Raw genomic sequence first — 23923 nt, forward strand, 5'->3', positions numbered from 1 at the left:
TAATGAATGATTTAAAACAACATCTCTTGCTTATTCTCGATTTTGGCTCTCAATATACTCAGCTTATTGCACGTCGAGTGCGTGAGTTGGGAGTATATTGCGAAATTCACCCTTTTAATATTAGCCAGGAAGCATTCACCAAACTTAATCCTTGTGGAGTAATTTTATCAGGTGGACCTTCAACCGTAACACATCATGCAAACCCCAGGGCTCCTGAATGGATTTTTACTTCAGGATTACCAATATTAGGTATTTGTTATGGTATGCAAACTATGGCCGTACAATTAGGCGGTGAAGTGCAGTCTTCTAATATTAGAGAGTTTGGCTATGCCGAATTAAAATTGCATGGACACAGTCAGTTATTTGCGCAAATTGAAGACCGCACCACGGATGAGGGGGAGGCTTTATTAGATGTATGGATGAGTCATGGTGACAAAGTGACCCAATTACCTCCTGGATTCAAGGTTATTTGCGAAACACGAAACGCGCCTATTGCAGGAATGGCCGATGAAAGTCGCCGTATGTATGGACTGCAATTTCACCCTGAAGTAACCCATACATTACAGGGTACTCGTATTTTACAACGTTTTGTGGTCGATATTTGCCAGGCGCCTACCAATTGGACTTCAGAACATATTATTGATGAAGCCATTCATAAGATAAGGCAACAAGTTGGTTCTGAAAAAGTGCTGCTAGGCTTATCTGGCGGCGTTGATTCTTCTGTTGTAGCTGCATTATTACATAAGGCAATTGGTGATCAACTAATCTGTGTTTTTGTTGATACGGGTTTATTGCGTCTTAATGAAGCAGATGAAGTTATGAAAATGTTTGGCCAGCATATGGGAATTAAAGTCATAGCGGTCAATGCTGAAGAGCGATTCTTAAAAGCACTGTCTGGAGTTAGTTGCCCGGAAGAAAAAAGGAAAATTATTGGGCATACTTTTATTGATGTATTTGATGAAGAGTCACATAAAATCGAGGGGGTTTCTTGGTTGGCTCAGGGAACAATTTATCCTGATGTTATTGAGTCTGCTGCAACGAGCACGAATGGGGCTTCGGTAGTTATTAAGTCACACCATAATGTAGGTGGCTTACCTGAAACGTTACATTTAAAGTTATTAGAGCCTATTCGCGAGTTATTTAAAGATGAAGTGCGCAAAATTGGTTTGGAGTTAGGTTTACCACATGATATGGTTTATCGCCATCCGTTTCCTGGCCCGGGCTTAGGCGTGCGCATTTTAGCTGAAGTTAAAAAAGAATATGCCGATATTCTGCGCAAAGCGGATGCAATATATATTGAGGAATTACGAAAAGCGAACCTGTATCATAAAGTAAGTCAGGCATTTGCGGTATTTCTCCCGGTTAAGAGTGTTGGGGTCATGGGGGATGGACGTAAATATGACTATGTTATTTGTTTACGTGCTGTTGAAACTATTGATTTTATGACCGCTCATTGGTCACATTTGCCTTGGGAGTTTTTAGGCCTGGTTTCTAATCGGATCATTAATGAGGTTTCTGGAGTATCGCGGGTGACTTATGATATTTCTGGAAAACCACCGGCAACGATTGAGTGGGAATAAATAATGTAACCTGGTTGCTTGCAACCAGGTTATGGTTATCATGATGAATGATCGATATTGGATGCAAAAGGCTTATGAACAAGCACTTCTTGCTCGGCAGGAAGGAGAAGTACCTGTTGGGGCTGTACTCGTAAGTCCTGACGGCACACTGTTAGGCATTAGTCGAAATGCGGTCCAATCTCTCCACGACCCCTCTGAGCATGCGGAAGTACGTGTTATTCGCCAAGCTGCATTGCTGCTTAAAAATCATCGTTTAGTTGATAGTACTCTATATGTTACTCTAGAGCCTTGTTCTATGTGCGCAGGACTTATGGTTCATGCGCGTATTAAGCGCCTGGTATTTGCTACTCGTGACTTTAAAGCGGGGGCTGCTGGCTCGGTCTATAACTTATTGCAGGGCTATCCTTTAAATCATAAGGTAGAAATTGATGAAGGAATTATGCAGTCAGAGTGTGCTTATTTACTCTCAGAATTTTTTAAAACATGCCGTTAACAATATAAAATAGCTTGTATACAGTTCGGAGTTATGAGGCTACATTATAAGCTTTTAGTGAAACATCTTTTTTTCATATATTTTTTGTTCGGCTTCTTCAAGGATAGAGGCGAGTGAAAAATGTTTCAGGCGGTTATATTGTATGTGTCCCATCGCAAAATTAATAGGATGCTCGGTTTTTAATAAAGCCAATTTACTTTGCAGCCTTTTTAAAACGCCAGGAATATTTTCCTCAAGCATTCCAGGACATAATACACAGAATTTATCGCCTTCAATTCGCGCAACCGCACCAGAATGGCGGAAGTTACTTATCAAAAATTGGGCAAATGCTTTTAAAATATTATCTCCCTCATCATAACCAAACTCTCTATTAATAGATTTTAATTGTATTATGTCAAAATAAAGCAGCATAAGTCCTTTATCATAACGGTTACATAACTTCAAAATTTGCTTGCCAATATCAAGAAGACCTTGACGGTTTGAGATTTCTGTTAGGGAATCAGTTGTTGCATAGCGATTGGTAATAAATTCTTTGGATACGGCAGCAGCCAATTCTTTTACAATGTTTAAGTCAATATGCCCTAGAGTGTTTAATTGAGGAACAATATTATTCATGAGGCATAATGTCCCAATATTAAATTGGCCCTCAATTTGTAAGGGACATCCTAGATAAAATCGAATATTAGGCTCACCAGTTACCAAGGGGTTATCTTTAAAACGCAGGTCTTGTTGTGCATCGTTTACTATCATTATTTCTTCTTGAAGAATTGTATGAGCACCAAAAGAAATTGGTCTAGGTGTTTCTTGAACGTGTAGGCCGTATTTGGATTTGAACCACTCTCTATCTTTATCGATCAAGGAGACTAAGGCAATGGGCACTTTAAATAAGCCTTGTGCAATACGGGTAATGCGATCAAAGCGCTCTTCAGCCATTGTATCTAGAATCTGAAGATTATAGAGTGATTGTAAGCGTTGCAGCTCATTTTTGGGTTTTTCTGTATTTATCATAGTTAACTCCAAAATAATTACTGAGCGGTTTTTTTGAAGTCTTTAGCTAGTATTATAGTACAAAAGTATAAAAAAAAATACATCTTTGAGGTCTTTTTTTTACCCAAAAAATAGGGTTTTGTTTCTATGAGAGTTCTTTAATAAGGAAATGGCGCAGATTTTCTTTTTCTTCACTGCTAAGTGCTTGGTTGTTTGGATTCGTGATGTAAAACATATCTTCAGCTCGCTCTCCAGCCGTTGCGATTTTGGCATTATGTAAATGGATATTTAACGTCAAAAAAATACGACTAATTGTGGCTAGAAGCCCGGGGCGGTCACCCGTTATTAAAAATAAACGCGTAAAGTTATTATGGGGATCATCGTTATAGCTAATTTGAGTTTTTACATTAAAATGAGCTAAAACGCGTGAACGTCTTTTTTGCGCTATAGCCGGTAATTGATCTTGCTTTTCAAGATGGAAGCATAAGGCTTTGCGTATGTCTTCAGATTGTTGCGAATTAAAAAAAGCCTGGTTTTGCTCATCTAAAATAATATAAGTATCTAAATCGAATTGATTGTCGCAGGTGAGGATCATTGCCTCCTGAATCGTGACATGGTAATTGCTTAATACAGCTGTGGTAACCGCAAAACGAGCATCACTATGGGGCATGTAGATAAACACTTCCGTACCACCTTGACTATGGTGAGGCATAATCATAATTAACGGAAAATGGGAGCAGGTTAATATGGCTTTAGTATGACGCGCAATAACCTCAGGTGACTCATGTAAAAAGTATCGGTCTTTAAATTGAGCCCAAAGCTTTTCAACGGTTTTTGCGGCAATACCCTCTGAAACTAATATAGTTAAGGCTGATTGTTTTCTTGTAGTAATTAAGGCCGTTTTATCCATGAGCTCTTGAGCTTTGTGCATCATATGTTTCGCTGCGCGATATAATTCTTTCAATAGTGAATCTTTCCACGCATTCCAAAGCTGCGGGTTGGTACCACAAATATCTGCTACAGTGAGCAAATACAAATAATCTAAATAATGGGCATGGGGCAATAGTTGGCAAAAGTTTTTTATTGTATTGGGATCATAAATGTCTTGACGTTGCGCGGTTTGGGACATTAATAAGTGATTACGTACTAGCCAAGTAAGTAAATCGCAATCTTCTTTTTTTAAGTGATGGTTTTGCGCAAAATTCTGTGCCTCAATTGCCCCTAATTCCGAATGGTCACCGCCTCGTCCCTTGGCAATATCATGAAATAATGCGCTTAAGTAAAGGATTTCTGGTTTATCCAATGTCGGCATAATCTGCGCACAAAGTGGAAATTGTTGAGCATAATGTGCTTGCTTGAAGCGCGATATATTACGCACCACAAATAGGGTATGCTGATCTACAGTGAATACATGAAATAAATCATATTGCATTTGACCAGTAACTAGAGCAAAACACTCAATATAGTGAGCTAAAACCCCATATTGACTCATATAGTGTAAGGCTTCATAAGGACCATTTGGGGCTTTTAAAATATTCATAAAGAGTTCAGTGGTTTTTTTTGATGTTTTAAATCGTCGGCTAATCAAATAGAGTGACTCTCTAATTAAGCGAATAGTACTCGCTCTTACCCCTTCAATATCAGGCCTGTCAGCTATCCACAAAAACAGTTTTAATAAAGCGTGAGGGGTTTGAAGAAAGACGCGATTATTACGTACTTCAATGTATTGGTTGGATAATTGAAATTCATTATCTAAAGGTATTAGCTTTTGTTTTGGCGACTGGGCAATCGTTTCATCAAACCATTGTAAAAGCATTTCATTTAATTCGCGGCTACTTTTTATGACTTTAAAGTAATCTTTCATGAATTGTTCAATAGCTAAGGAATGAGGTTTATCTTTATAGCCAAAGAAACTTGCTAATTTTACTTGATAATCAAAGGACAATCGTTCCTCTGCCTTTTCTGCGAGACAGTGTAGCGCAAATCGAACTCGGCAAAGAAAATGGTGGCAATGCATTAACTTTTCATATTCTTTATCGGTAATAAAACCATAACTGATGCCATCAGCTAATTTTTTAAGATTAAAATGCCGTTTACCAATGCTATATAATATCTGCAAATCACGAAGCCCCCCTTGACCATATTTAACGTTAGGTTCCAGGTTATAGGCTGTTTCCCCATATTTAATATCACGCTTTTTTTGTTCTTGCAGTTTGGCAATAAAGTAGTTTTTGCTAGTCCACATATGTAATGGATGGGTTTGATACAGCAATTCCTCCATTAAGGCACCGCGTCCACAGAGCAAAAACATATCCATAATGCTGGAAATAACCGTAACATCCCGGCAGGCCAATTCTGCACAGGAAGATACATTGGTAATTTGATGGCTAATTTCTAATCCAACATCCCAGCAATCTTGGATGAAGGCCTGTGCGCGCTGTAATTTTGCTTTAGAGATTTTATCGGTATGCAGTAGAATGATATCTACATCAGAATAAAGTAAAAGTTCTCGGCGTCCATAACCTCCTAAAGCAAGGAGACAAAAACTATCTCCTCGATCGAGTTGGTTTTTATGAAAAAGGTTGATGAGTAACTCATCAGTAAAGGCAACGAGTCGATGAATGAGGGTGCTAACATTAGCTTTTTGATCAAAATCTTCCCGCAGTTTTTCTTTAAACTGTTTTACTGTATTTTTGAGCTGCTGATTACCGTTCTTCATCGCGTAGAGTCAAAATTTCTACACCATCATCTGTTACCAATAGGGTATGCTCCCATTGAGCGGAAAGGCTATGGTCTTTAGTAACTACCGTCCATTGATCTGGCAATAAACGAGTATGATGTTTGCCTACATTAATCATAGGTTCTATAGTAAAGGTCATGCCTGGCTCCAGTTTCATGCCGGTTCCAGGTACTCCATAATGTAGCACTTGAGGGTCTTCGTGAAACACTCGTCCAATTCCGTGCCCGCAATAATCACGAACTACAGAACAGCGATTTTTTTCAGCATGTTGTTGAATGGCGTGACCAATATCGCCTAATTGGACGCCTGGTTTTACCATTTCAATGCCAATAAATAAGCAGTCATGCGCAATTTGCACGACATGTTTTGCTTTGACAGAAGGTGATCCGATATAAAACATTTTGCTCGTATCACCATGGTAACCATCTTTGATTACGGTGACGTCAATATTGATAATATCGCCATCTTTTAATGTCTTTTTTCCAGGTATGCCATGACAAACTACGTGGTTTACCGAAGTGCATATCGATTTTGGAAAGCCATTATAATTTAGGGGTGCTGGAATAGCTTTTTGTACATTAACAATGTAATCATGACAAATAGTATTCAGTTCTTCAGTACTAACACCTTCTTTAACATAAGGGCCAATCATTTCAAGAACTTCGCCCGCAAGCTTGCCTGCAACACGCATTTTTTCTATTTCGTCAGGAGTTTTTATGGTAACGGCCATGTGGTGAATCCCAAAATAATAGTGTGGAACAGTATGAATAGTAGCATAATTGATTATTGATCAACAGTATTTGGCTTATTTATGAGTTGTTTATCGAGATTAGCATTTTGTTGACCAAATAACCAAGATGGCACTTGAGTTATCATACTATACTTTAATATAAGACCTGTTTGTCCAACCTAGGGAAAGAAAATGATGTATCAAGAGCGCTTATTATTATTTATAGCATGTCTATCTATTAATTCCATTTCCTTTGCATATGTTCACACTACCCATAAGACGGTATACCATGTTAGTCGCCACCATAATGCGGTTCCTGAGCATATTAATTATATTAACTATAGCCATCCTTACCGCAATAACGTTTGGTATGTTGAGGGGAGTCATGGGACTGTGTATCGTGCTGGTGGATATCATGGTGATTGGTATAATGAGGGTGGAACTGTGATTATTAATACTGGTGGAGATACTGTGTGGTTTGATAATAGTATAAATAATGAGGAAGTTATTGGTGTTCCGGTAGGCGGCTACTTTGACCCTTCATGCGAGACTGTTCAAACCTGTACCTATGATGGTCACTGCATTACACAGCAAAAATGCGATTAACATATGGATTACTATGAATAAAAACTTTCAATGGGCAGTTGTTGGAGCAGGGCCTGCGGGCATTGCTGCAGTCGGGAAATTATTAGATCAAGGTATTTTATCAGAGGATATTTTATGGATTGATCCCCACTTTAAGGTGGGTGATTTAGGGCTACTTTGGCGCAATGTTTCCAGCAATACTAAGGTAAAGTATTTCAATAGTTTCTTAGCAGAAGTGCGATCGTTTAATTACGAAGAGGCACCTGATTTTGCGTTAAAGCACTTACCCGAAGATGAAACCTGTACTTTAAGCTATGTGGTGGATCCTTTACAGTGGGTCAGTGCACATTTAATGCAAAAGGTAAAAGCAGTAGAAGCTACGATTCATAGTATGTTTTTAGCAGAGCGAATGTGGACATTATCTACTGCAACTGAATCTTATCGCGCTAAAAATGTTATTTTAGCTACAGGTGCATTACCTTCTTCGTTGAACTACCCTGGTCTTAATGTGCTCCCCTTTGATACGGCAATTGATAAAGAAAAATTAGCTGCAGAGCTTAATCTTAATGAAACCTATGGTGTGTTTGGCTCATCACATTCTGCCATCATCATCGTGCGCTATCTGGTGGAGCTGGGAGTAAAAAAAGTAATTAATTTTTATCGCTCTCCTTGCCGTTATGCGATTGAGTTAGATGATTGGATTCTTTTTGACAATACTGGGCTGAAAGGACAAACCGCTGCTTGGGCAAGAGAGAATATCGATGGCGTATTGCCGGAAAATTTAGTGCGTTATAACACTTCTGAACCTAATATAGCCCGTTATTTACCTGAGTGTGAGCGGGTGATTTATGCAGTCGGATTTGAAAAGCGTAAAAATATTATCATTGGCGATTATGAAGATACCCGCCATAATCCTCATGTAGGTATCATTGGACCTGGTTTATTTGGTTTTGGGATTGCGTATCCTGAAAACAAAACAGATCCTTTTGGTAATGTAGAATCCCAGGTAGGCTTATGGAAGTTCATGGTTTATCTTAATAAAGTAATGCCCGTTTGGTTTAAATACCCTACTTAATAAAGCCAACATCTCAGTGGATGCACACGAGGTAACAGGCTCTATGCTACTAACCTGAGTTGCCTCGTCGCACTGCTCTTCGCAATGACAATCCTTAATAAAGGCTATTATTATTGCTGCGCACCAGTAAGTACTCAGGCTTGTGCTGCTATTTTGGCCTATAGGGTAATTATATTCTTCATATTTAGCCTTTTAATTATGATTTTTTTGAACGCAGGACAAAAAATTTGTAAACTATGTGCCTATTTTGAGGAGAGTTACCATTTTTAAGATGAACCGACCGAGTTACTGGTCAAGCGAACTGATTACTTTATTCAGCAGCCTATTTTTTACTCTTGCATGCAATGCTTCGTTCTGGAATGAATTATTAAGTGGTAAAGAATTAATATCCACGCATACCTTATTTATTATTATTTGTACTGGAATTGCTATTACGGGATTACAGTGGTTTTTATTATTGCTGGTCGTTAACCGCTGGACTTTCAAAGGGTTTATGATTAGCTTGTTTTTAGTCACTTCCATCATGGTCTATTTCATGAATACTTTTCATGTTTATATCGATCCAAACATGGTGACTAATGTGATAAGTACTGACTACCAGGAGAGTAAAGAACTACTACAATGGCGAATTGTTCCTTATCTCTTGCTATTGGGCGTGATTCCTAGTTGGATTGTATGGCATATTCGCATTTATAAACGAAGTTTACTCTCTTATTGGACAGGGCGTTTAGGCGCTATATTTCTATCTATGCTCATGTTTTTTGGCGCAGGATGGGCGGTATATAATGATCTTAGCCCCATACATCGTGCTAAAAAAGAAATTGTTTATTTGGTTACCCCGTTAAATTTATTTTCATCTTCATCAAAGGCTTATTGGAGAGCTCAGAGAGCCCAGGCAAATATTACACGGACGTTGATTGGAACAGATGCACAGCAAATGCCTCGACCTGATGGAAGCAAGCCTCGGGCTATTATTCTTGTAATTGGTGAAACAGTGCGTGCCGCAAATTGGGGATTAGGGGAATATAGTCGCCAAACAACGCCAGAATTAGCCAAACACCAGCTCATTAATTTTAGTCAGGTTAATAGCTGTGGTACGTCCACAGCCGTATCCTTACCCTGCATGTTTTCTCCCTATGGCCTACGTCATTATGATGAACAGCGTATTAGTCAAAGTGAATCATTATTGCATCTTTTAAATCGCTTAAATATTTCAGTATTGTGGCGCGATAATCAATCGGGTTGTAAAGGCGTATGCGATGGTTTACCTGTAGAAAAATTAAAAGTTGAAGCAATGTGCAAAAATGGTCGATGCTTTGACGAAATTCTTTTACATCAATTAAAAGAGAAAATAGGCTCAGTAAAAGGTGATCAATTGATTGTATTGCATATGCTAGGTAACCATGGGCCTGCTTATTATGAGCGTTATCCAGAGCAGTTCAAACGCTGGTTGCCCACTTGTGATACGGCGGATTTGGCTAGTTGTTCTCAAGAATCAATTGTAAACACCTATGATAATGCCATTTTGTATACGGACAGCGTGTTAGCTCGGGCATTGGATGAGTTAAGTACGGTCACCACGCATGATACAGGATTAATTTATGTTTCAGACCATGGTGAATCACTCGGCGAACATAATTTATTTCTGCATGGATTGCCTTATTTCATGGCCCCAGATGAGCAAAAAAAGGTACCTATGATTTTTTGGCCATCGAAAGGATTAGTAAAGCAGTTGGCGCTTGATGAAGAATGTATGCAAAATAAAAAAGAAGCAGCAATTTCTCATGATTATCTTTTTTCGACAGTGTTGTCATTGTTTGATGTGAAAACAAAAGCGTATAATAAAAAGTATGATTTGCTGCATTCGTGCCGAAAAGGATGAAATGTAGATCCGTAGCCTTGATTACGCTTCGCTGTAATAGGGCTACATTAGTCTTATCCTTTTGTTTGATAATGCCAAAATTTAGGCAAGAAATAACAACAAATGCCTACTCCTAAAATACATAAAACTCCCCCCGAGATAAGCGCTGTGCCAATGCCTAAGCTTGAAGCAACAAGGCCGGCGCGGGTATCACCTAATTTTGGACCACTTAAATAACTGATCATTTCAATCCCAGCCAATCGACCGCGATACTCAGTAGGAATCGTATTATTCCAAAGTGTTACTCTAAATATACCGCTGATTGCATCAAAAGCACCGGCAAGTGCAAGAAACAAGAGTACAAGCCAAAGTGACTTAGATAAGCCAAAACCAATAATTGCAGCTCCCCAAAGCGCTGCAGCAATAGCAATCGCTTTGCCATCATGAGTAATCTTTGAGGTCCAGCCACTAAAAAATGAAATAATTAATGAACCTACCGCAGGGGCTGAATAAAGTAGTCCTAAAGTTTGCGCTCCACCAAAAGATTGAGCGATGGCAGGTAGCAGCGCATTAGGCATTGCAAAAACCATGGCAAAAAAATCAACCAAATAGCTGCCAACTAACTCTTGTCGGCTAAATGCAAAAGAAATACCCTGCTTAAGCGATAACAAAATAGAAGGATGCTCCTCTACTGCAGGCTTAGGAATGTGATGCATTTTTATTAAGGTAATCAAGGAAAGGAAAAAGGTAACCAAATCCACAAGATAGGTAATAACAATTCCATGATGAGCAAGAATCAATCCGGCAATTGCCGGCGCAATAATCATACAAAAGCTGTATTTAAATGCTGATAAAGCACCTACATCTTTATAATCTTCTGGGGCTACAATTTGCTGGGTGATGCTGTCATAAGCAGGGCGATGCAATCCCGTAATGGCAGACATAGCTGCTGATGTAATAAAGATAAGAATCAAGGAAGGGTGTTCCTGATAGGAGTTTAAAGCAAGCAAAAAACAGCCAATACCAAGTAAGAACTCACTAATGATTAATAATAAACGTCGATTATAGCGATCCGCGAACACCCCCCCAATAAGGGCCGTAATTAAAAGCGGAAGTAATTGCACAAGGCTTAGAAGCCCAACCATAAAGGTAGATTGGGTTAAATGATAAATTTGATAAGGAAGTGCCACACTACTGATCATGGTGCCAATAAAAGAAATAAACTGTCCTAAATAAAGTAATCGAAAATCACGGTTTCTTTTAAGAATTGAAAGGTTTAGAAGATGACTCATATTGGGCAATATCCAAAAAAGCACTAATGCAAAGACTAATTTTAAGCTTTTTCATGAACTGAGTATATATACTTTTGCTGATCGGGATTGGTTGGACATATAATGGACTCAAAGGTCAAAATAAAGTAAGATGTGTTCTTTTTTGAGTGAGGGTTTTTATGAAGGTTTTTATTTTTGGTGCAGCACATACTGGTAAAACGGAGTTATTTAGACAACTAATGGATCAAGAGGCTACGCGAAAAAATGAATACAAACCGTCATTCGGTCCTGATTTTATAACCCTAGAAGGTATGAACATTTGGGATTCTCCTGGAAGTAATAGTTATAAAGACATTTTTCGCCTTTTTTGGAGCGGGGCGGAAATTGGAGTTTATTGCATTAATTTATCTAAAGAAATTAATGAGGATATGTTACAACAAATAAAAATGGACATTGAATCATTTCAAATTGCAAACGAAAATGCAAAATTAATTCTTGTAGGTACTTTTAATGACATGGCTTTAAATGGAAACACTGCAGAATCAATACGTGAACAGTTGCACGAATTTGCTTTTGCAGATGTACTTACAGTAACTACCTCTGAACCTTATGGCACCAAGGCATTGCTCACATTACTTAAGGACTATGCATATGCTAAAGCCCAATCGCATAGTTTAGTAGATGATCCCGAGGAAAATTTGAATTCATTAGAAATCTTACGTGATAAGCAGTTACCTGAATCGGAATTATATAATGCTTTAAATAAATTAAATAGCCAGGTAATTAGTTTGGGATTAGATGCTGATAATATTGCTGCTTTAGGTGAAGAGGTGAATGAATTACTTAACAATATAGCTGATCCCGGACAGTTAGATAAAACTAAAGCATATAATCAATTTCTTGCGAATTGTGATACAAAGTTTAGCGAAAAATATCATGGCCTTAAAGCCGCGGTTAAGACTTTCGCGACCGTAGTTTTAATTACTACTTTAGCAGCAAGCATATTTTTTGGGGCTGGTATGCTATTGGGTGCTTGGGCAGGTGTTTCTACATTTTTAACCGCATTAGCAGAAGGGACCACAGGGGCTGCTGTATTTGCTGCAGGAACTTCTGCGACCAATTTGGCTTCTCTTACTTATTTTGGAAACAGATTTTTCCAGAAGCCAGTTAAGAATGCAGCACATGAATTTATTGAAAGTATAAAAAATACGGATATTGAGGGTGTGAATTTTAATTCAACTCTGTAACCTGGTTGCAAGTAACTAAGGGATTTTGTAGGCTGGTGCTGAGTGCAACGAAGCCCAGCGCCGAGACTCAATGCCCCATCCATGCTGGGCTTCGCGATGCTCAGCACCAGCCTACACTTCATGCTTGGAGCTTTTGCAATTAATTGTATCTTGCTCAGGCATTAATCTAATCTTTGACCAATAAGTACTCCTCTAAACGCTCTTGGAGAGCAACCGATCATCTCCTTCCAGGCGGCCTCATCTTCTTCGCAACTATATGAGAGCTTTTCTCTATACGTTTACAGCAATGGGGTTAATATTGGAGCAATTATCTCTCAATTATCCACTATTAATTAATAGGGGTATGCTTTATCCGTCATTGCGAACGAAGTGAAGCAACCCAGAGTTTTGGGCTTCGATCATCACGACTTTTTGTTAGCATGAATGTGGAAGCCCACTTGCAACAGGTTTCTTTTCAACAGCTACACTATTAGATAACAGTATAAAATTGGCCACCGCGCTTAAGGATAAAGCATATGTACCCCCGGCAATTAATTCGTTCATCAAGTATTGGAATAATCGTTCTACTGCTGCTTTTATTTATTCCTGCAGGAACTCTGAACTATTGGCAAGGTTGGATTTATGCAGCCGTATTTATTAGCTCCTCCACAGCATATACTTTATACTTAGCAAAACATGACCCCGCATTACTTAAACGTCGTACCCAAGCCGGAATATCCTACGAAAAGGAACCCGCACAAAAATTAATTATTTCCTTACTTTTTGCCACCTGTATTACGCTAGTTATTTTATCAGTGCTCGATGTACGTTTCGGTTGGTCTTACGTACCAGGATATATCTCGATTTTAGGCAATTTATTCGTGGTATTTTCTTTCTATATTTTTCATCTGGTTTCAAAAGTGAATACCTATGCTGCTGCTAACGTTCGCGTTGAGGAAGGACAACAGGTTATTTCTAAAGGCCTATATGGAGTTGTTCGCCATCCGATGTATTTTGGGGTACTATTTTTATTCATCGGTACCCCCATTGCTCTTGGCTCTTGGTGGGGACTTCTTTTAATTCCTATCTTAGTCACCATTTTAGTAGCCCGTATTATGAATGAAGAAAAAGTACTGGTACGCGATTTGCCTGGATATGCAGAGTATCAAAAGAAAGTAAAATCTCGATTAATACCTCATATCTGGTAATGAAATGATACGGTTACGCCATAATATGATAACCACTATCAATATAAATCGTATCACCAGTAATGCTCTTGGCATAATCACTGGCCAAAAAGGTCACCATAGCGCCAATGTCCTTGATATTAGCTAAAGAGCCAAGCGGAGATTTATGTGTAGCATCACGTATTAACTCCTCAAATTTATCCAAACCAGAGGCCGCTCGTGTTTTAAGAGGGCCTGGGGAAATGGCAATTACCCTAATTCTCTCAGGGCCCAGCTCTGCTGCCATATAGCGTACCGATGCTTCTAATGCTGCTTTTACAGGCCCCATGAGGTTATAATTACTCACTACCTTTTCAGCCCCATAAAATGACATAGCAAATAGTGATCCACCATTTTTCATGAGGGGTTTGGCGAGATTAGCCATACGTATAAAAGAATGACAGGAAATATCCATTGCCATCAGGAATCCATCTTTTGATGAGGCGAATAAAGGCCCATGCAAGTCCTCTGTGGGCGCGTAAGCAATTGAATGCACAATGATATCAATGTGTCCCCAATGTTTAGTTATTTCTGTAAATAAATCAGTTAGATCCTGAGCATGGGTCACATTACAACGCATGTAAATGGCTGGGGATAGCTCTTGAGCAAGGGGGTCTACGAATGGTTTGGCTTTATCATTAATGTAGGTAAGGGCTAATTCAGCTCCCGCCGCTTTTAACATGAGCGCACATCCGTAAGCGATAGAATTTTTATTAGCAATACCGACAACCAAGGCTTTCTTTCCTGCAAGTAAGCTATTCTCCATGTTGTTTTCCTTAACGTCATGTTTTATTAAGTATACATTACAATTTGTTGTTTTTAATTTGTTCTATAATTTAAGGATAACGTATCCATAAAGGTAAGGGATTCCATGTTAAACAATCCATTAGATAATCGCTCGCTTTACAATTGGTATGATTGGGGGATGAATGTACTTCAGCCTTATTCCGATTATTGTTTAATCTTGTCCAAACGGTATAAACGCATCACCGATAGCATGAGTCTACCCTTTAATATTCCTTATATGTCAGGCATGCAAAAAGAGTTAATGAAAGAAGGCATGGATTCAGTAGTCAAATATTTTCGTGGGTTAACAGGCTATTTTTATGTAGCACATATGGTTACTAATTTTTATGAAAAGCCAAAGTTTGGGATTATTGATGTAAAAATTGGTGATGATTATTATGATATTGTCAAATCGGTTGTAGATCGTAAAAGTTTTTGTGATTTAGTTCACTTTAAAAAGAAAGGGATTAAAGAAGACGCCTTTCCTAAAATGTTGTTGGTTGCACCTATGTCAGGTCATCATGCTACTTTATTACGTGACACGGTTAAAAGTTTACTGCCCTATTATGATGTGTACATTACAGATTGGAAAAATGCTCGTGATGTTCCCTTAAGTGAAGGTTCTTTCGATCTAGACAGTTATATTGAATATGTTATTTCTTATTTTAAGCTATTAGCTCCCAATTTGAATGTTATGGCAGTATGCCAACCAACAGTTCCTGTACTCGCTGCATTAGCATTAATGTCTACGGAAAACGATCCTAGACTTCCTACTAGCGCAGTACTTTTAGGAGGCCCTATAGATACCTCAAAATCTCCTACAGTGGTTAATGATCTCGCGGTTTCACGTAGGGATGACTGGTTTCAACAAAATGTTATTTCAATGGTTCCTTCGCGTTTTCCAGGTGCAATGCGGCTTGTTTACCCCGGATTTATGCAGCTCTCAGGATTCTTGAGCATGAATATGCAACGACACATGGAAGCCTTACAAAAGGCTATTGATGACTATGCTGAGAATAAACATGAAGAAGCCTTAAAAACTGTGCAATTTTATCTCGAATATTTTTCTACAATGGATTTAACTGCGGAATTTTACATGCAAACAATCAATACGGTTTTTCAGGAGCAATTATTGGCTAGGGGCCATTATAAATCACGAGGCAAAGATATCCGCTTGCATGATATCAAAAAAACATCGCTTTTAATTATTGAAGGCGAGCGTGATGACATTACAGGGCTTGGCCAAACAAAGTCGGTAATGACTCTATGTAAAAATCTTCCCTCAAAAATGAAAAAGTATATATTAGTGGAGGGAGTTGGCCACTATGGACTATTCAATGGCAGTAAATTTCGTAGCAAGATTATTCCGGAAATTAATAACTTCATTAAAACACATAGTAGTTTTAGTGCAGAGGCTGATATTCATCACGTTTTTAAAAAAGCGCGACATTAATCGATTCATAAATGCTTATACATATGAGGGAGCATAATGAGCATTATTCATTACAAAAATATCCGTGAAATTACTGGTGATATCCTTAAAATTTCAGTACCTACGGCATTGGATACTCATACAATTGAGGTACCTCGGTTAGATGATCTAGCACTAGTTCACCCATCCACAGGGCCTGCTTTACTCGCTCAAATTACTCACTTAGAACAGGATATTGTAACCTTACAAGTCTATGGCAGTACCAAAGGATTATCCACCGACTCCTCAGTGACTTTTTTAGGTCAACCTATGATGGTGAGTTTTTCTGACAATATCCTTGGGCGTGTTTTTAATGGAACTGGAAAGCCAATTGATGGGGGCCCCAATCTAGATCAGGATGATAAAACGCCAATTAGCACGGCAACGGTTAATCCTGCACGTCGAACTTTAGCCTCCAAAATGATCCGTACCAATATCCCTATGATCGACGTGTTTAATTGTCTGGTCGAAAGCCAAAAAATTCCAGTATTTTCTATTGCTGGTGAACCCTATAATGAATTACTCGCTAAAATTGCAACTCAGGCTGATGCGGATATTATTGTGTTTGGCGGCATGGGCTTACTTTTTGATGACTATTACGCTTTTCGTAAAACATTTGAAGATCATGGCTCTATTGCGCGTACGGTTATGTTTGTTAACCAGGCCTCTGATCCTATTTTAGAGCGATTGTTAGTGCCTGATATGGCTTTAGCTGTTGCTGAGAAGATGGCCGTAGAAGAAGGCAAACGCGTTTTAGTTCTTTTAACAGATATGACCGCCTTTGCTGATGCTTTAAAAGAAGTAGGTATTGCCATGGAGCGGGTGCCTTCAAATCGTGGGTATATGGGAGATTTGTACTCACAATTAGCTCGTCGTTATGAAAAGGCCTGTGATTTTCAGGGGGCTGGGTCCGTTACAATTTTATCGGTAACCACTATGCCTGGGAATGATGTGACTCATCCCGTACCGGATAACACGGGGTATATTACTGAGGGTCAATTTTACCTACATTCGGGAGCTATTGATCCCTTCGGCTCTTTATCCAGACTAAAACAACATGTGATTGGAAAACAAACTCGCGATGATCATGGACAAATCATGAATGCTATGATTCGCTTTTTTTCTGCTGCTTGTGAGGCGGAGCAGAAACAGGCCATGGCTTTTGAAATCTCAGAATTTGATGAGCGGTTATTAAAGTTTGGCCGCTTATTTCGCGAACGCTTTATGGACATTAAGGTTTCCATTGTCTTGGAAAAAGCTTTGGATTTATGCTGGCAAACCTTAGCTGAGTGCTTCCATGAGAATGAGTTATTGATTAAACAGGAATTGGTTGATAAATATTTTAATATCCAACTAACTCAGGAGAATAAGCATGACTCAACCCAAGCTTAATAAAACCTCGCTTAGTCTGGAGCAAAAGAATTTAAAAAATTATAAAAAATATTTGCCTTCGCTGGAGTTAAAAAGGAAAAAGCTATTATCTGAACGAGGAATTGTTGCGGGACTAATAGCTCAGTTAAAAGAAAAAGAAAAGGAACTGGTAGTCCACGTAGAAAATCAGTTACCAATGGTTAATGAGAACATGGATGATTTGTCACAATATATTAAGGTCAAACAGTTTGATTTACAGGAAGAAAACATCGTTGGAGTTAAATTACCTGTATTGAAATCAATTCAATTTATGGTTCTTGATTATCCTTATCTAAATACTCCTCATTGGTTTGAGCCTTTAATGCACCGAGTAGCGGAGTTTCTTGAAATACGCTTAAGGCTTAAATTAGCTTTTTCACGATTGCAATTATTAGATAAAGCAATTCAAACTGTCACCCAGCGAAAAAATTTATTTGAAAAGGTATTAATTCCTAATGCCTTGAACCACATAAGATTAATACAGATTTTTTTATCAGATAATGAACGCGCAGCAGTAGTCAGATCAAAAATTGCTAAGAAAAAAAGGCAATTATTATGAGTATTGCAGCCTTCAAGAAAGTGACTCTATTAGGGCTTAGTCGATGCAAATCAGAAATTCTAAGATCATTGCAAAAACTGGGCTGTCTGCAGCTCATTACAATTAATTCATCAAACAAATCAGCTCTTACTACACCATCTACAACATTGCTTGATCAGATAAAAACAAGTTTACGCTACCTTCAAGATTCCCCAGAGCAGGGTACTCCACGTTTATTTTGGAAAAATAATAATGCGGATCAAGTGGTGAAGCAAATTTTAGAAAACCAACAGGCGCTCAAAAACTGTATTGATCGACGAGATTTTTTAACCGAGCGCATTCATGGGCTATCTGAATGGGGGCATTTTGAGCTGCCTGATGAAGCAGATTTACGAGGGATAAAGCTTTGGTTTTACAAAATACCACTAAAACAGTTAGCTGTTCTCCCTAAAGATCGCCCCATACAGAAGCTATATCAAAATAATCTTTTTATTTATATTGTAATCCTTGCAGAAGAAGAACCTCAAGAGGAACGCTTTTCATCTTATCGCATTCATACCGGGGCTATTGCGTTAAATGATCTTCTTGAAGAATTAGATGAGCTTGATGAACAAATAGAAGATCTTATTGAGGCACGTCGTAGCCTGTCTCGCTTTCGCTACTTATTAGCTAAAAAGGTAGCTCAGTTTGCCGACCGCTCCGAATTGCAAAAGGCATCGGAAAAAACCATGGAACACCAAGAGTTTTTTGTGCTTCAAGGCTGGGTTCCAGAATCACAAGTGCCTGCGTTATGCGCATTTTGCAGGGAACAGCAAATAGGGTTAACGATTGATGAACCTTTAGAAGGGGAATTACCACCTACTTTACTAGAATCAAACCCTTGGTTAAAGGGAGGGCAAGAACTGGTACGTTTTTATCAAACTCCAGGTTACCATGCATTAGATCCCTCAATAAGCGTATTTTTCTCATTTTCTATATTTTTTGCCATTATTTTAGCGGATGCAGGTTATGGGCTAATTTTAGCTTTATTTACTCTTTTAGGATGGAAGCGTTTAGGTAAATATAACGCAGGCCAGTGGATTAAACCTTTACTCGTGGCAATTAGCACTTTTTCCATTATTTATGGGGTTTTATTGGGTAGTTATTGGGGTGTGGAGCCTAAAAAAGGCACTTTTCTTGCTAGTTTGCATTTATTGGATATTCATAATTTTAAAAATATGATGATGTTTACAATTCTTATTGGCTGTATTCATATTTGTATTGGTTGTGGTTTGCGAATTTGGTTTTCTAATTCTTTCAGCGAAAAAATGCAGGCACTAGGGTTTATTATATTAATTAGTGCTGTATTAATCTTTTCTGCAGGCACAATGCAACATAAAGAGCTCTTAACTCAACTGGGAACTATCCTTTTAGGTTTAAGTATTTTAATGGTTATGTTTTTCGCCTCGGATGAACAAGTGATTGACGTCAAGAGTTTCGCAAGACGAGTTGGGTATGGTCTGGCATCAGTGGTGGAGTTGCCTTCCTTGTTTGGTGATATTTTGAGCTATTTACGTCTGTTTGCGCTGGGATTAGCCGGAGCCTCAATGGCTATTACCTTCAATACCATTGCTCACTCCATTGCTCCTAAAAGTTGGGTTCTGGCACTCCTTGTTTTATTGGCAGGACAAGCATTGAATTTTGGTTTATGTGTAATGAGTGCAGTAATTCATGGACTTCGATTGAATTATATTGAATTTTTCAAATGGTCAATCAAAGAGGACGGTTATAGCTATCAACCATTTAAGAAGCAGGAGATTTCTCATGAATGAGTTAATGGTGATGTTTGGGTGGATGGGAATATTTGCCCCTATGGCATTAGCAACTGTAGGCAGTATTTATGGTTGTTCAATTGCAGGGCAAGCGGCTATTGGCGTTATGTTGGATACAGAGAGTGGTTATGGAAAATACATAGGGGTTTCTGTACTTCCATCAACCCAAGCGATTTTTGGAATCGTAATTATGTTTACTTTAAACAGGGCCGTCACTCCCCAAATTGCGGGTGGTTTATTTGGAATAGGAATGTTAACCGGCATTGCCTTGATGCTTTGTGCTATTCAACAAGGCTATTGTTGTGCCAGTGCCATTAATGCCACTAAAAATAAGCCAGAAATCTTCGGATTATCTATTGCTCCTGCAGCCATTGTAGAGGGGTTTGCGGTATTTATTTTTGTGTTTGCGCTTGTTTTAAGTGCTGGACTTAAATAGGAGCTGGCAATGGAAATGAAGCAAAATAATACGGCAACTACGATTTCTCAAGGAATTGAAACCCTCATTAAACGATTAAAAGAAGATGGGGTGAATGCGGGTAGGGATGAGGCGGAAAAAATAGTACAAATTGCTCAAGAAAAAGCGAATGACTTATTGAATAATGCCCAAGCTAAAGCTAAAAGCTTGCTTGATGAGGCCCATGCACGTATCCAACAAGAACAAAAAGCAGCTGAAGATGCGTTGTATCTTGCAGCAAAAAACATGCGTCTTGAGCTAAGACAGAATTTAATTAATCGATTTATTCAAGAGGTAAAACATCTTGTTCACAAAGAATTAGATAATGAGGAAATGATTCGGCAATTAATAATTTTAATTGCAAAGGATACGGCAGAGCAAGCGCGTGCATTTAAAGCTCAAAAGATAGAAATTCAATTACCCGAGAAGATTTTGGATTTTAATGATATTCGAAAGAATCCTAATCTGTTAGATAACGATCCATTAAAAGCCTTAGTGCAGTCATTAATGCAACAAATGCTTAAAGAGGGCATGCATGTAGTTATTAATCCGGGTGCAAAAAACCTAATTGGAATTAAAGTACATTTAGTTAATGAAGAAATTGTTTTGGACTTAAGCGAAGAAGCCGTAAGCAGCCTGTTAGTAAAGCATATGCAACCCAGGTTTCGGGCTTTATTAGAAGGATTATTGAAATGAGCGCTCAATTTTATACAGTTGCATCGAGCCTACCAAGGCTTGGGTCTTCTTTTAAAATCGCGAGTCCACCCATTTCAAGATTTCAGCTGGAAAAGCGGCTTAAGCTATTACCAGAAAAACACATTACTCAGATTTTTGCTATTGAGTTATTAGTTTGGCGAAGCTGGTTCATGCCGCAACAATCTGTGGCTGAAACAAGAATCCTTTATCAACAGATCATAAAAAATCAGTCGTCTTTTATTATTAATCTTATTGATTGGTATTTTGACTTACGTAGCGTTTTTGCCGCAATAAGAATGAGAAATGAAAAAAAAGAAGCCCCTGAAAATCCACACTATTATTGGATTAGCAATTGGGAGCATCGATTGATGCAAAAATGGCATGATGCAGATTTTGGCCTAAAGTCTGTTTATCCCTGGCTTCCAAAAGTACAGGTTGATATGGAAAAAAATAATACGGCTGCCATTGAAGAATTCTTATTGGCACATATTTGGAAGCATTTATCTATTATTGAAGCAGGCCATTATTTTGATTTTGAAGCGCTTACTATTTATTTATTGCGTTGGAATATCATAAGCTATTGGTCAAGTTTTAATAAGTCTCAGACCTTAGAGCGTATTGAAAAGTTATGCAATTCACTAATCGATTGGGATCACTTATCACTGAAGTAAAAACAAAGGACGTGAGCAATGAACGACAAGCAAATGCAAGACGCTACTAGTTATGCCGAGGTGATAGCCATTCAAGAGGGTATTGTTCATATTCGGCAAAGCGGTGTTCAGCCCATAGTAAAAAATGAGATTATTTATATTTGCCCACCACCACGAGGTGCGACAAACCAGGAACAAATAATGGCTGAGGTCCTTCATATCCGTGGTGATATAGCCATAGCACAAGTATTTGAAGGAACCAGTGGTATTGCAATTGGTGATAAAGTAGAACAGACAGGGGAACAACTTTCGGTTGATTTAGGCCCCGGTTTATTAGGCATGATTTATGATGGTTTACAAAATCCTTTGCTTGATTTTGCCAATAAATATGGATACTTTTTGCCACGTGGGGTTAGAGAGCAGGCAATTGATTTAAATAAAAAGTGGGTTTTTAGCGCATGCGTTCAAGCTGGGGATGTTGTTCATGCAGGAGGCGTATTAGGAACAGTGCAAGAAGGGCGGTTAACTCATAAGATTATGGTTCCATTTGACATGGGTAAAGAACTTAAAGTGGATTGGATTCAGCAGGGAACATTTACTGTAGAAACACCCATTGCACGATTAGTGGATTCACAAAATAATGCTCGCGAAATAAGCATGGTACAAAAATGGCCCGTTCGTTTTTCCCTGGCACAACAACTAATGGCAAATAACCTTGCGCAACGTCAATATCCTGAGCAACCGCTAATTACTACCCTACGCTTGATTGATACATTTTTCCCCATTGCACGAGGAGGAACAGCCTGCATCCCGGGACCTTTTGGAGCAGGTAAAACCGTATTACAAAACTTAATCGCCAGATATTCTGATGTTGATGTAGTTATTATTGTAGCCTGCGGAGAGCGCGCGGGTGAGGTTGTAGAAACCATCACTGAATTTCCCAAATTAGTAGATCCCCATCTTGGGGGAACCCTAATGGATAGAACAATTATTATATGCAATACCTCATCAATGCCGGTTGCTGCACGTGAAGCATCTATTTATACTGGAATTACGCTAGGTGAATACTATCGGCAAATGGGGTTAAATGTGTTACTCATTGCTGACTCCACATCCCGCTGGGCCCAGGCTATGCGGGAAACCTCTGGACGTATGGAAGAAATTCCAGGCGAAGAAGGATTCCCTGCCTATTTAGACAGTAGTATTCGCGGATTATATGAGCGGGCGGGTATTATAGAATCCTTAGATAAGTCATTGGGTAGTTTAACTATTGTGGGTACAGTATCACCGGCAGGGGGTAATTTTGAAGAGCCAGTAACCCAATCGACCTTAAGCTCGGTCAAAACCTTTTTAGGCTTAAGCTATGACCGCGCTTATAAACGCTTTTACCCTGCCGTAGATCCCTTGATTTCTTGGTCCCGCTATTTGGAGCAATTAAACCCCTGGTTTGTAAAGAACCTTGAGCCATCCTGGGCGAGTAAAGTGAAGCAAGCAACTAAATTATTACATCAAGGTCAAGATATTTTTAATATGATGCAGGTAACTGGAGAAGAAGGAATCACGATGGAAGACTTCATCACCTACCAAAAATCACTTATGCTCGATATGGTATATTTACAGCAAGATGCCTATGACCCAATCGATGTATCTGTTCCTATAGCGCGACAACAGCAATTGTTTAACCTCTTGCTTGATATTATTAATAAAGAATACGAATTTGAAGAAAAGGTAAAGGCACGCAATTTTTTCGTGCAGCTCACTGGCTTATTAAAAAATTTAAATTATTCTTCGCTTGAATCGGATAAATATACGAGCTATTACCGGCAAGTAGTTGAGTTAACGAAATTATAAATAAACAAAAGCTTGTAGCCTTAGGAGGGTGTTGCGTCATCAACGCATGCCGCAATGAATTAAAAGAGATACAGAAAAACAAAAAAAGACACAAAAAGTGTCTTTATAATGCAGTGATTTTTCTTATTTTACTTGAGAACCACTTAAAAATGGCGCGCCCGGAAGGATTCGAACCTCCGACCCTTTGGTTCGTAGCCAAATACTCTATCCAACTGAGCTACGGGCGCGTTGACTGGCGGAGAGAGAGGGATTCGAACCCTCGATGGGATTTCTCCCATACTCCCTTAGCAGGGGAGCGCCTTCGACCACTCGGCCATCTCTCCAATCAATGCCGCGCAGTATACTCATGTATTTTTACAACGTCAACACTTCTTTTGAAAATATGTTAAAAGCATTAAAAAAACTTATTTTATGTGTAATATTCGTTCAGTTACCCTCCAAAAAAGGCAATGTATTTCATTAAGTTTAACTCTATGTAATTA

The 23923-nt window shown here is 38.7% G+C and carries 20 protein-coding genes and 2 tRNA genes; 15 read left to right on the plus strand and 7 right to left on the minus strand.

The window, feature by feature from the left end; all coding sequences use genetic code 11:
• Positions 1–2 precede the first annotated feature (2 nt).
• Both guaA and tadA read left to right on the plus strand, forming a co-directional pair.
• Positions 3–1580 carry a glutamine-hydrolyzing GMP synthase gene (gene guaA, locus BN3124_RS11605; protein ID WP_058534957.1) on the plus strand — a complete coding sequence of 526 codons (1578 nt, stop codon included), beginning with the start codon at positions 3–5 and terminating at the stop codon, positions 1578–1580.
• A gap of 43 nt (positions 1581–1623) precedes the next feature.
• A complete protein-coding gene (gene tadA / locus BN3124_RS11610) occupies positions 1624–2073 on the plus strand; it encodes a tRNA adenosine(34) deaminase TadA (protein ID WP_058534958.1) in 450 nt (149 codons plus the stop codon).
• 54 nt (positions 2074–2127) lie between these two features.
• Here the strand turns inward: tadA and BN3124_RS11615 are convergent, their stop codons facing one another.
• The 3 genes from BN3124_RS11615 to map form a co-directional block, all read right to left on the minus strand.
• Entirely contained in the window at positions 2128–3081 is a 954-nt protein-coding gene (locus tag BN3124_RS11615) for a sensor domain-containing diguanylate cyclase (RefSeq protein WP_058534959.1), read from the minus strand.
• A 124-nt stretch (positions 3082–3205) separates the two neighbouring features.
• Entirely contained in the window at positions 3206–5779 is a 2574-nt protein-coding gene (gene glnD, locus BN3124_RS11620; protein ID WP_058534960.1) for a [protein-PII] uridylyltransferase, read from the minus strand.
• Entirely contained in the window at positions 5766–6530 is a 765-nt protein-coding gene (map, locus tag BN3124_RS11625) for a type I methionyl aminopeptidase (protein WP_058534961.1), read from the minus strand. The genes glnD and map overlap by 14 nt, the downstream gene beginning before the upstream one ends.
• 192 nt (positions 6531–6722) lie before the next feature.
• Between map and BN3124_RS11630 the strand changes: the two genes are divergently transcribed.
• The 3 genes from BN3124_RS11630 (at position 6723) to BN3124_RS11640 (ending at position 10072) form a co-directional block, all read left to right on the plus strand.
• Entirely contained in the window at positions 6723–7136 is a 414-nt protein-coding gene (locus BN3124_RS11630) for a hypothetical protein (RefSeq protein ID WP_058534962.1), read from the plus strand.
• 13 nt (positions 7137–7149) lie between these two features.
• Positions 7150–8190 (plus strand): FAD-dependent oxidoreductase, encoded by a 1041-nt coding sequence (locus tag BN3124_RS11635; protein WP_058534963.1) that lies wholly within the window; start codon positions 7150–7152, stop codon positions 8188–8190.
• A 271-nt stretch (positions 8191–8461) separates the two neighbouring features.
• On the plus strand, positions 8462–10072 hold the full coding sequence (locus BN3124_RS11640; RefSeq protein WP_058534964.1) for a phosphoethanolamine transferase: 1611 nt from the start codon (positions 8462–8464) through the stop codon (positions 10070–10072).
• Between the two features lie 53 nt (positions 10073–10125).
• Here the strand turns inward: BN3124_RS11640 and BN3124_RS11645 are convergent, their stop codons facing one another.
• Positions 10126–11343, minus strand: coding sequence for an MFS transporter (locus BN3124_RS11645; protein ID WP_058534965.1), 1218 nt, complete (start codon positions 11341–11343; stop codon positions 10126–10128).
• A 158-nt stretch (positions 11344–11501) separates the two neighbouring features.
• Here BN3124_RS11645 and BN3124_RS11650 point away from each other — a divergent pair, with 158 nt between their 5' ends.
• Both BN3124_RS11650 and BN3124_RS11655 read left to right on the plus strand, forming a co-directional pair.
• A complete protein-coding gene (locus BN3124_RS11650; protein ID WP_058534966.1) occupies positions 11502–12569 on the plus strand; it encodes a GTPase domain-containing protein in 1068 nt (355 codons plus the stop codon).
• 515 nt (positions 12570–13084) lie between these two features.
• Positions 13085–13756 carry a methyltransferase family protein gene (locus BN3124_RS11655; RefSeq protein ID WP_058534967.1) on the plus strand — a complete coding sequence of 224 codons (672 nt, stop codon included), beginning with the start codon at positions 13085–13087 and terminating at the stop codon, positions 13754–13756.
• A 13-nt stretch (positions 13757–13769) separates the two neighbouring features.
• Here the strand turns inward: BN3124_RS11655 and fabI are convergent, their stop codons facing one another.
• A complete protein-coding gene (gene fabI / locus BN3124_RS11660) occupies positions 13770–14540 on the minus strand; it encodes an enoyl-ACP reductase FabI (RefSeq protein ID WP_058534968.1) in 771 nt (256 codons plus the stop codon).
• A gap of 105 nt (positions 14541–14645) precedes the next feature.
• Here fabI and phaZ point away from each other — a divergent pair, with 105 nt between their 5' ends.
• From phaZ to BN3124_RS11700, 8 genes are read left to right on the plus strand one after another with little or no spacing between them, the layout of a single operon-like run.
• Positions 14646–16013 (plus strand): polyhydroxyalkanoate depolymerase, encoded by a 1368-nt coding sequence (phaZ, locus tag BN3124_RS11665; RefSeq protein WP_058534969.1) that lies wholly within the window; start codon positions 14646–14648, stop codon positions 16011–16013.
• Positions 16014–16049: 36 nt separating this feature from the next.
• Complete coding sequence (locus BN3124_RS11670) at positions 16050–17423, plus strand: V-type ATP synthase subunit B (protein WP_058534970.1); 1374 nt, start codon at positions 16050–16052, stop codon at positions 17421–17423.
• Positions 17404–18000 (plus strand): V-type ATP synthase subunit D, encoded by a 597-nt coding sequence (locus tag BN3124_RS11675; RefSeq protein ID WP_058534971.1) that lies wholly within the window; start codon positions 17404–17406, stop codon positions 17998–18000. Before BN3124_RS11670 ends, BN3124_RS11675 begins: the two co-directional genes overlap by 20 nt.
• Positions 17997–19790, plus strand: a complete 1794-nt coding sequence (locus BN3124_RS11680; protein WP_058534972.1) for a V-type ATP synthase subunit I — start codon at positions 17997–17999, stop codon at positions 19788–19790. The genes BN3124_RS11675 and BN3124_RS11680 overlap by 4 nt, the downstream gene beginning before the upstream one ends.
• A complete protein-coding gene (locus BN3124_RS11685) occupies positions 19783–20226 on the plus strand; it encodes an ATP synthase subunit C (RefSeq protein ID WP_058534973.1) in 444 nt (147 codons plus the stop codon). Before BN3124_RS11680 ends, BN3124_RS11685 begins: the two co-directional genes overlap by 8 nt.
• A 9-nt stretch (positions 20227–20235) precedes the next feature.
• Positions 20236–20940: a hypothetical protein gene (locus BN3124_RS11690; RefSeq protein ID WP_058534974.1), complete on the plus strand. Its 705-nt coding sequence runs from the start codon at positions 20236–20238 to the stop codon at positions 20938–20940.
• On the plus strand, positions 20937–21611 hold the full coding sequence (locus BN3124_RS11695) for a DUF2764 family protein (RefSeq protein ID WP_058534975.1): 675 nt from the start codon (positions 20937–20939) through the stop codon (positions 21609–21611). Before BN3124_RS11690 ends, BN3124_RS11695 begins: the two co-directional genes overlap by 4 nt.
• 18 nt (positions 21612–21629) lie before the next feature.
• Positions 21630–23441: a V-type ATP synthase subunit A gene (locus tag BN3124_RS11700; protein ID WP_058534976.1), complete on the plus strand. Its 1812-nt coding sequence runs from the start codon at positions 21630–21632 to the stop codon at positions 23439–23441.
• 150 nt (positions 23442–23591) lie between these two features.
• On the opposite strand, the gene BN3124_RS11705 is transcribed toward BN3124_RS11700, so the two are convergent.
• Together BN3124_RS11705 and BN3124_RS11710 are read right to left on the minus strand one after the other, a co-directional pair.
• Positions 23592–23668: transfer RNA gene (locus BN3124_RS11705), tRNA-Arg, on the minus strand.
• A gap of 6 nt (positions 23669–23674) precedes the next feature.
• Positions 23675–23764: transfer RNA gene (locus BN3124_RS11710), tRNA-Ser, on the minus strand.
• Between the last annotated feature and the right edge of the window lie 159 nt (positions 23765–23923).

The sequence above is a fragment of the Legionella saoudiensis genome (assembly GCF_001465875.1).
GTDB lineage: Bacteria > Pseudomonadota > Gammaproteobacteria > Legionellales > Legionellaceae > Legionella > Legionella saoudiensis.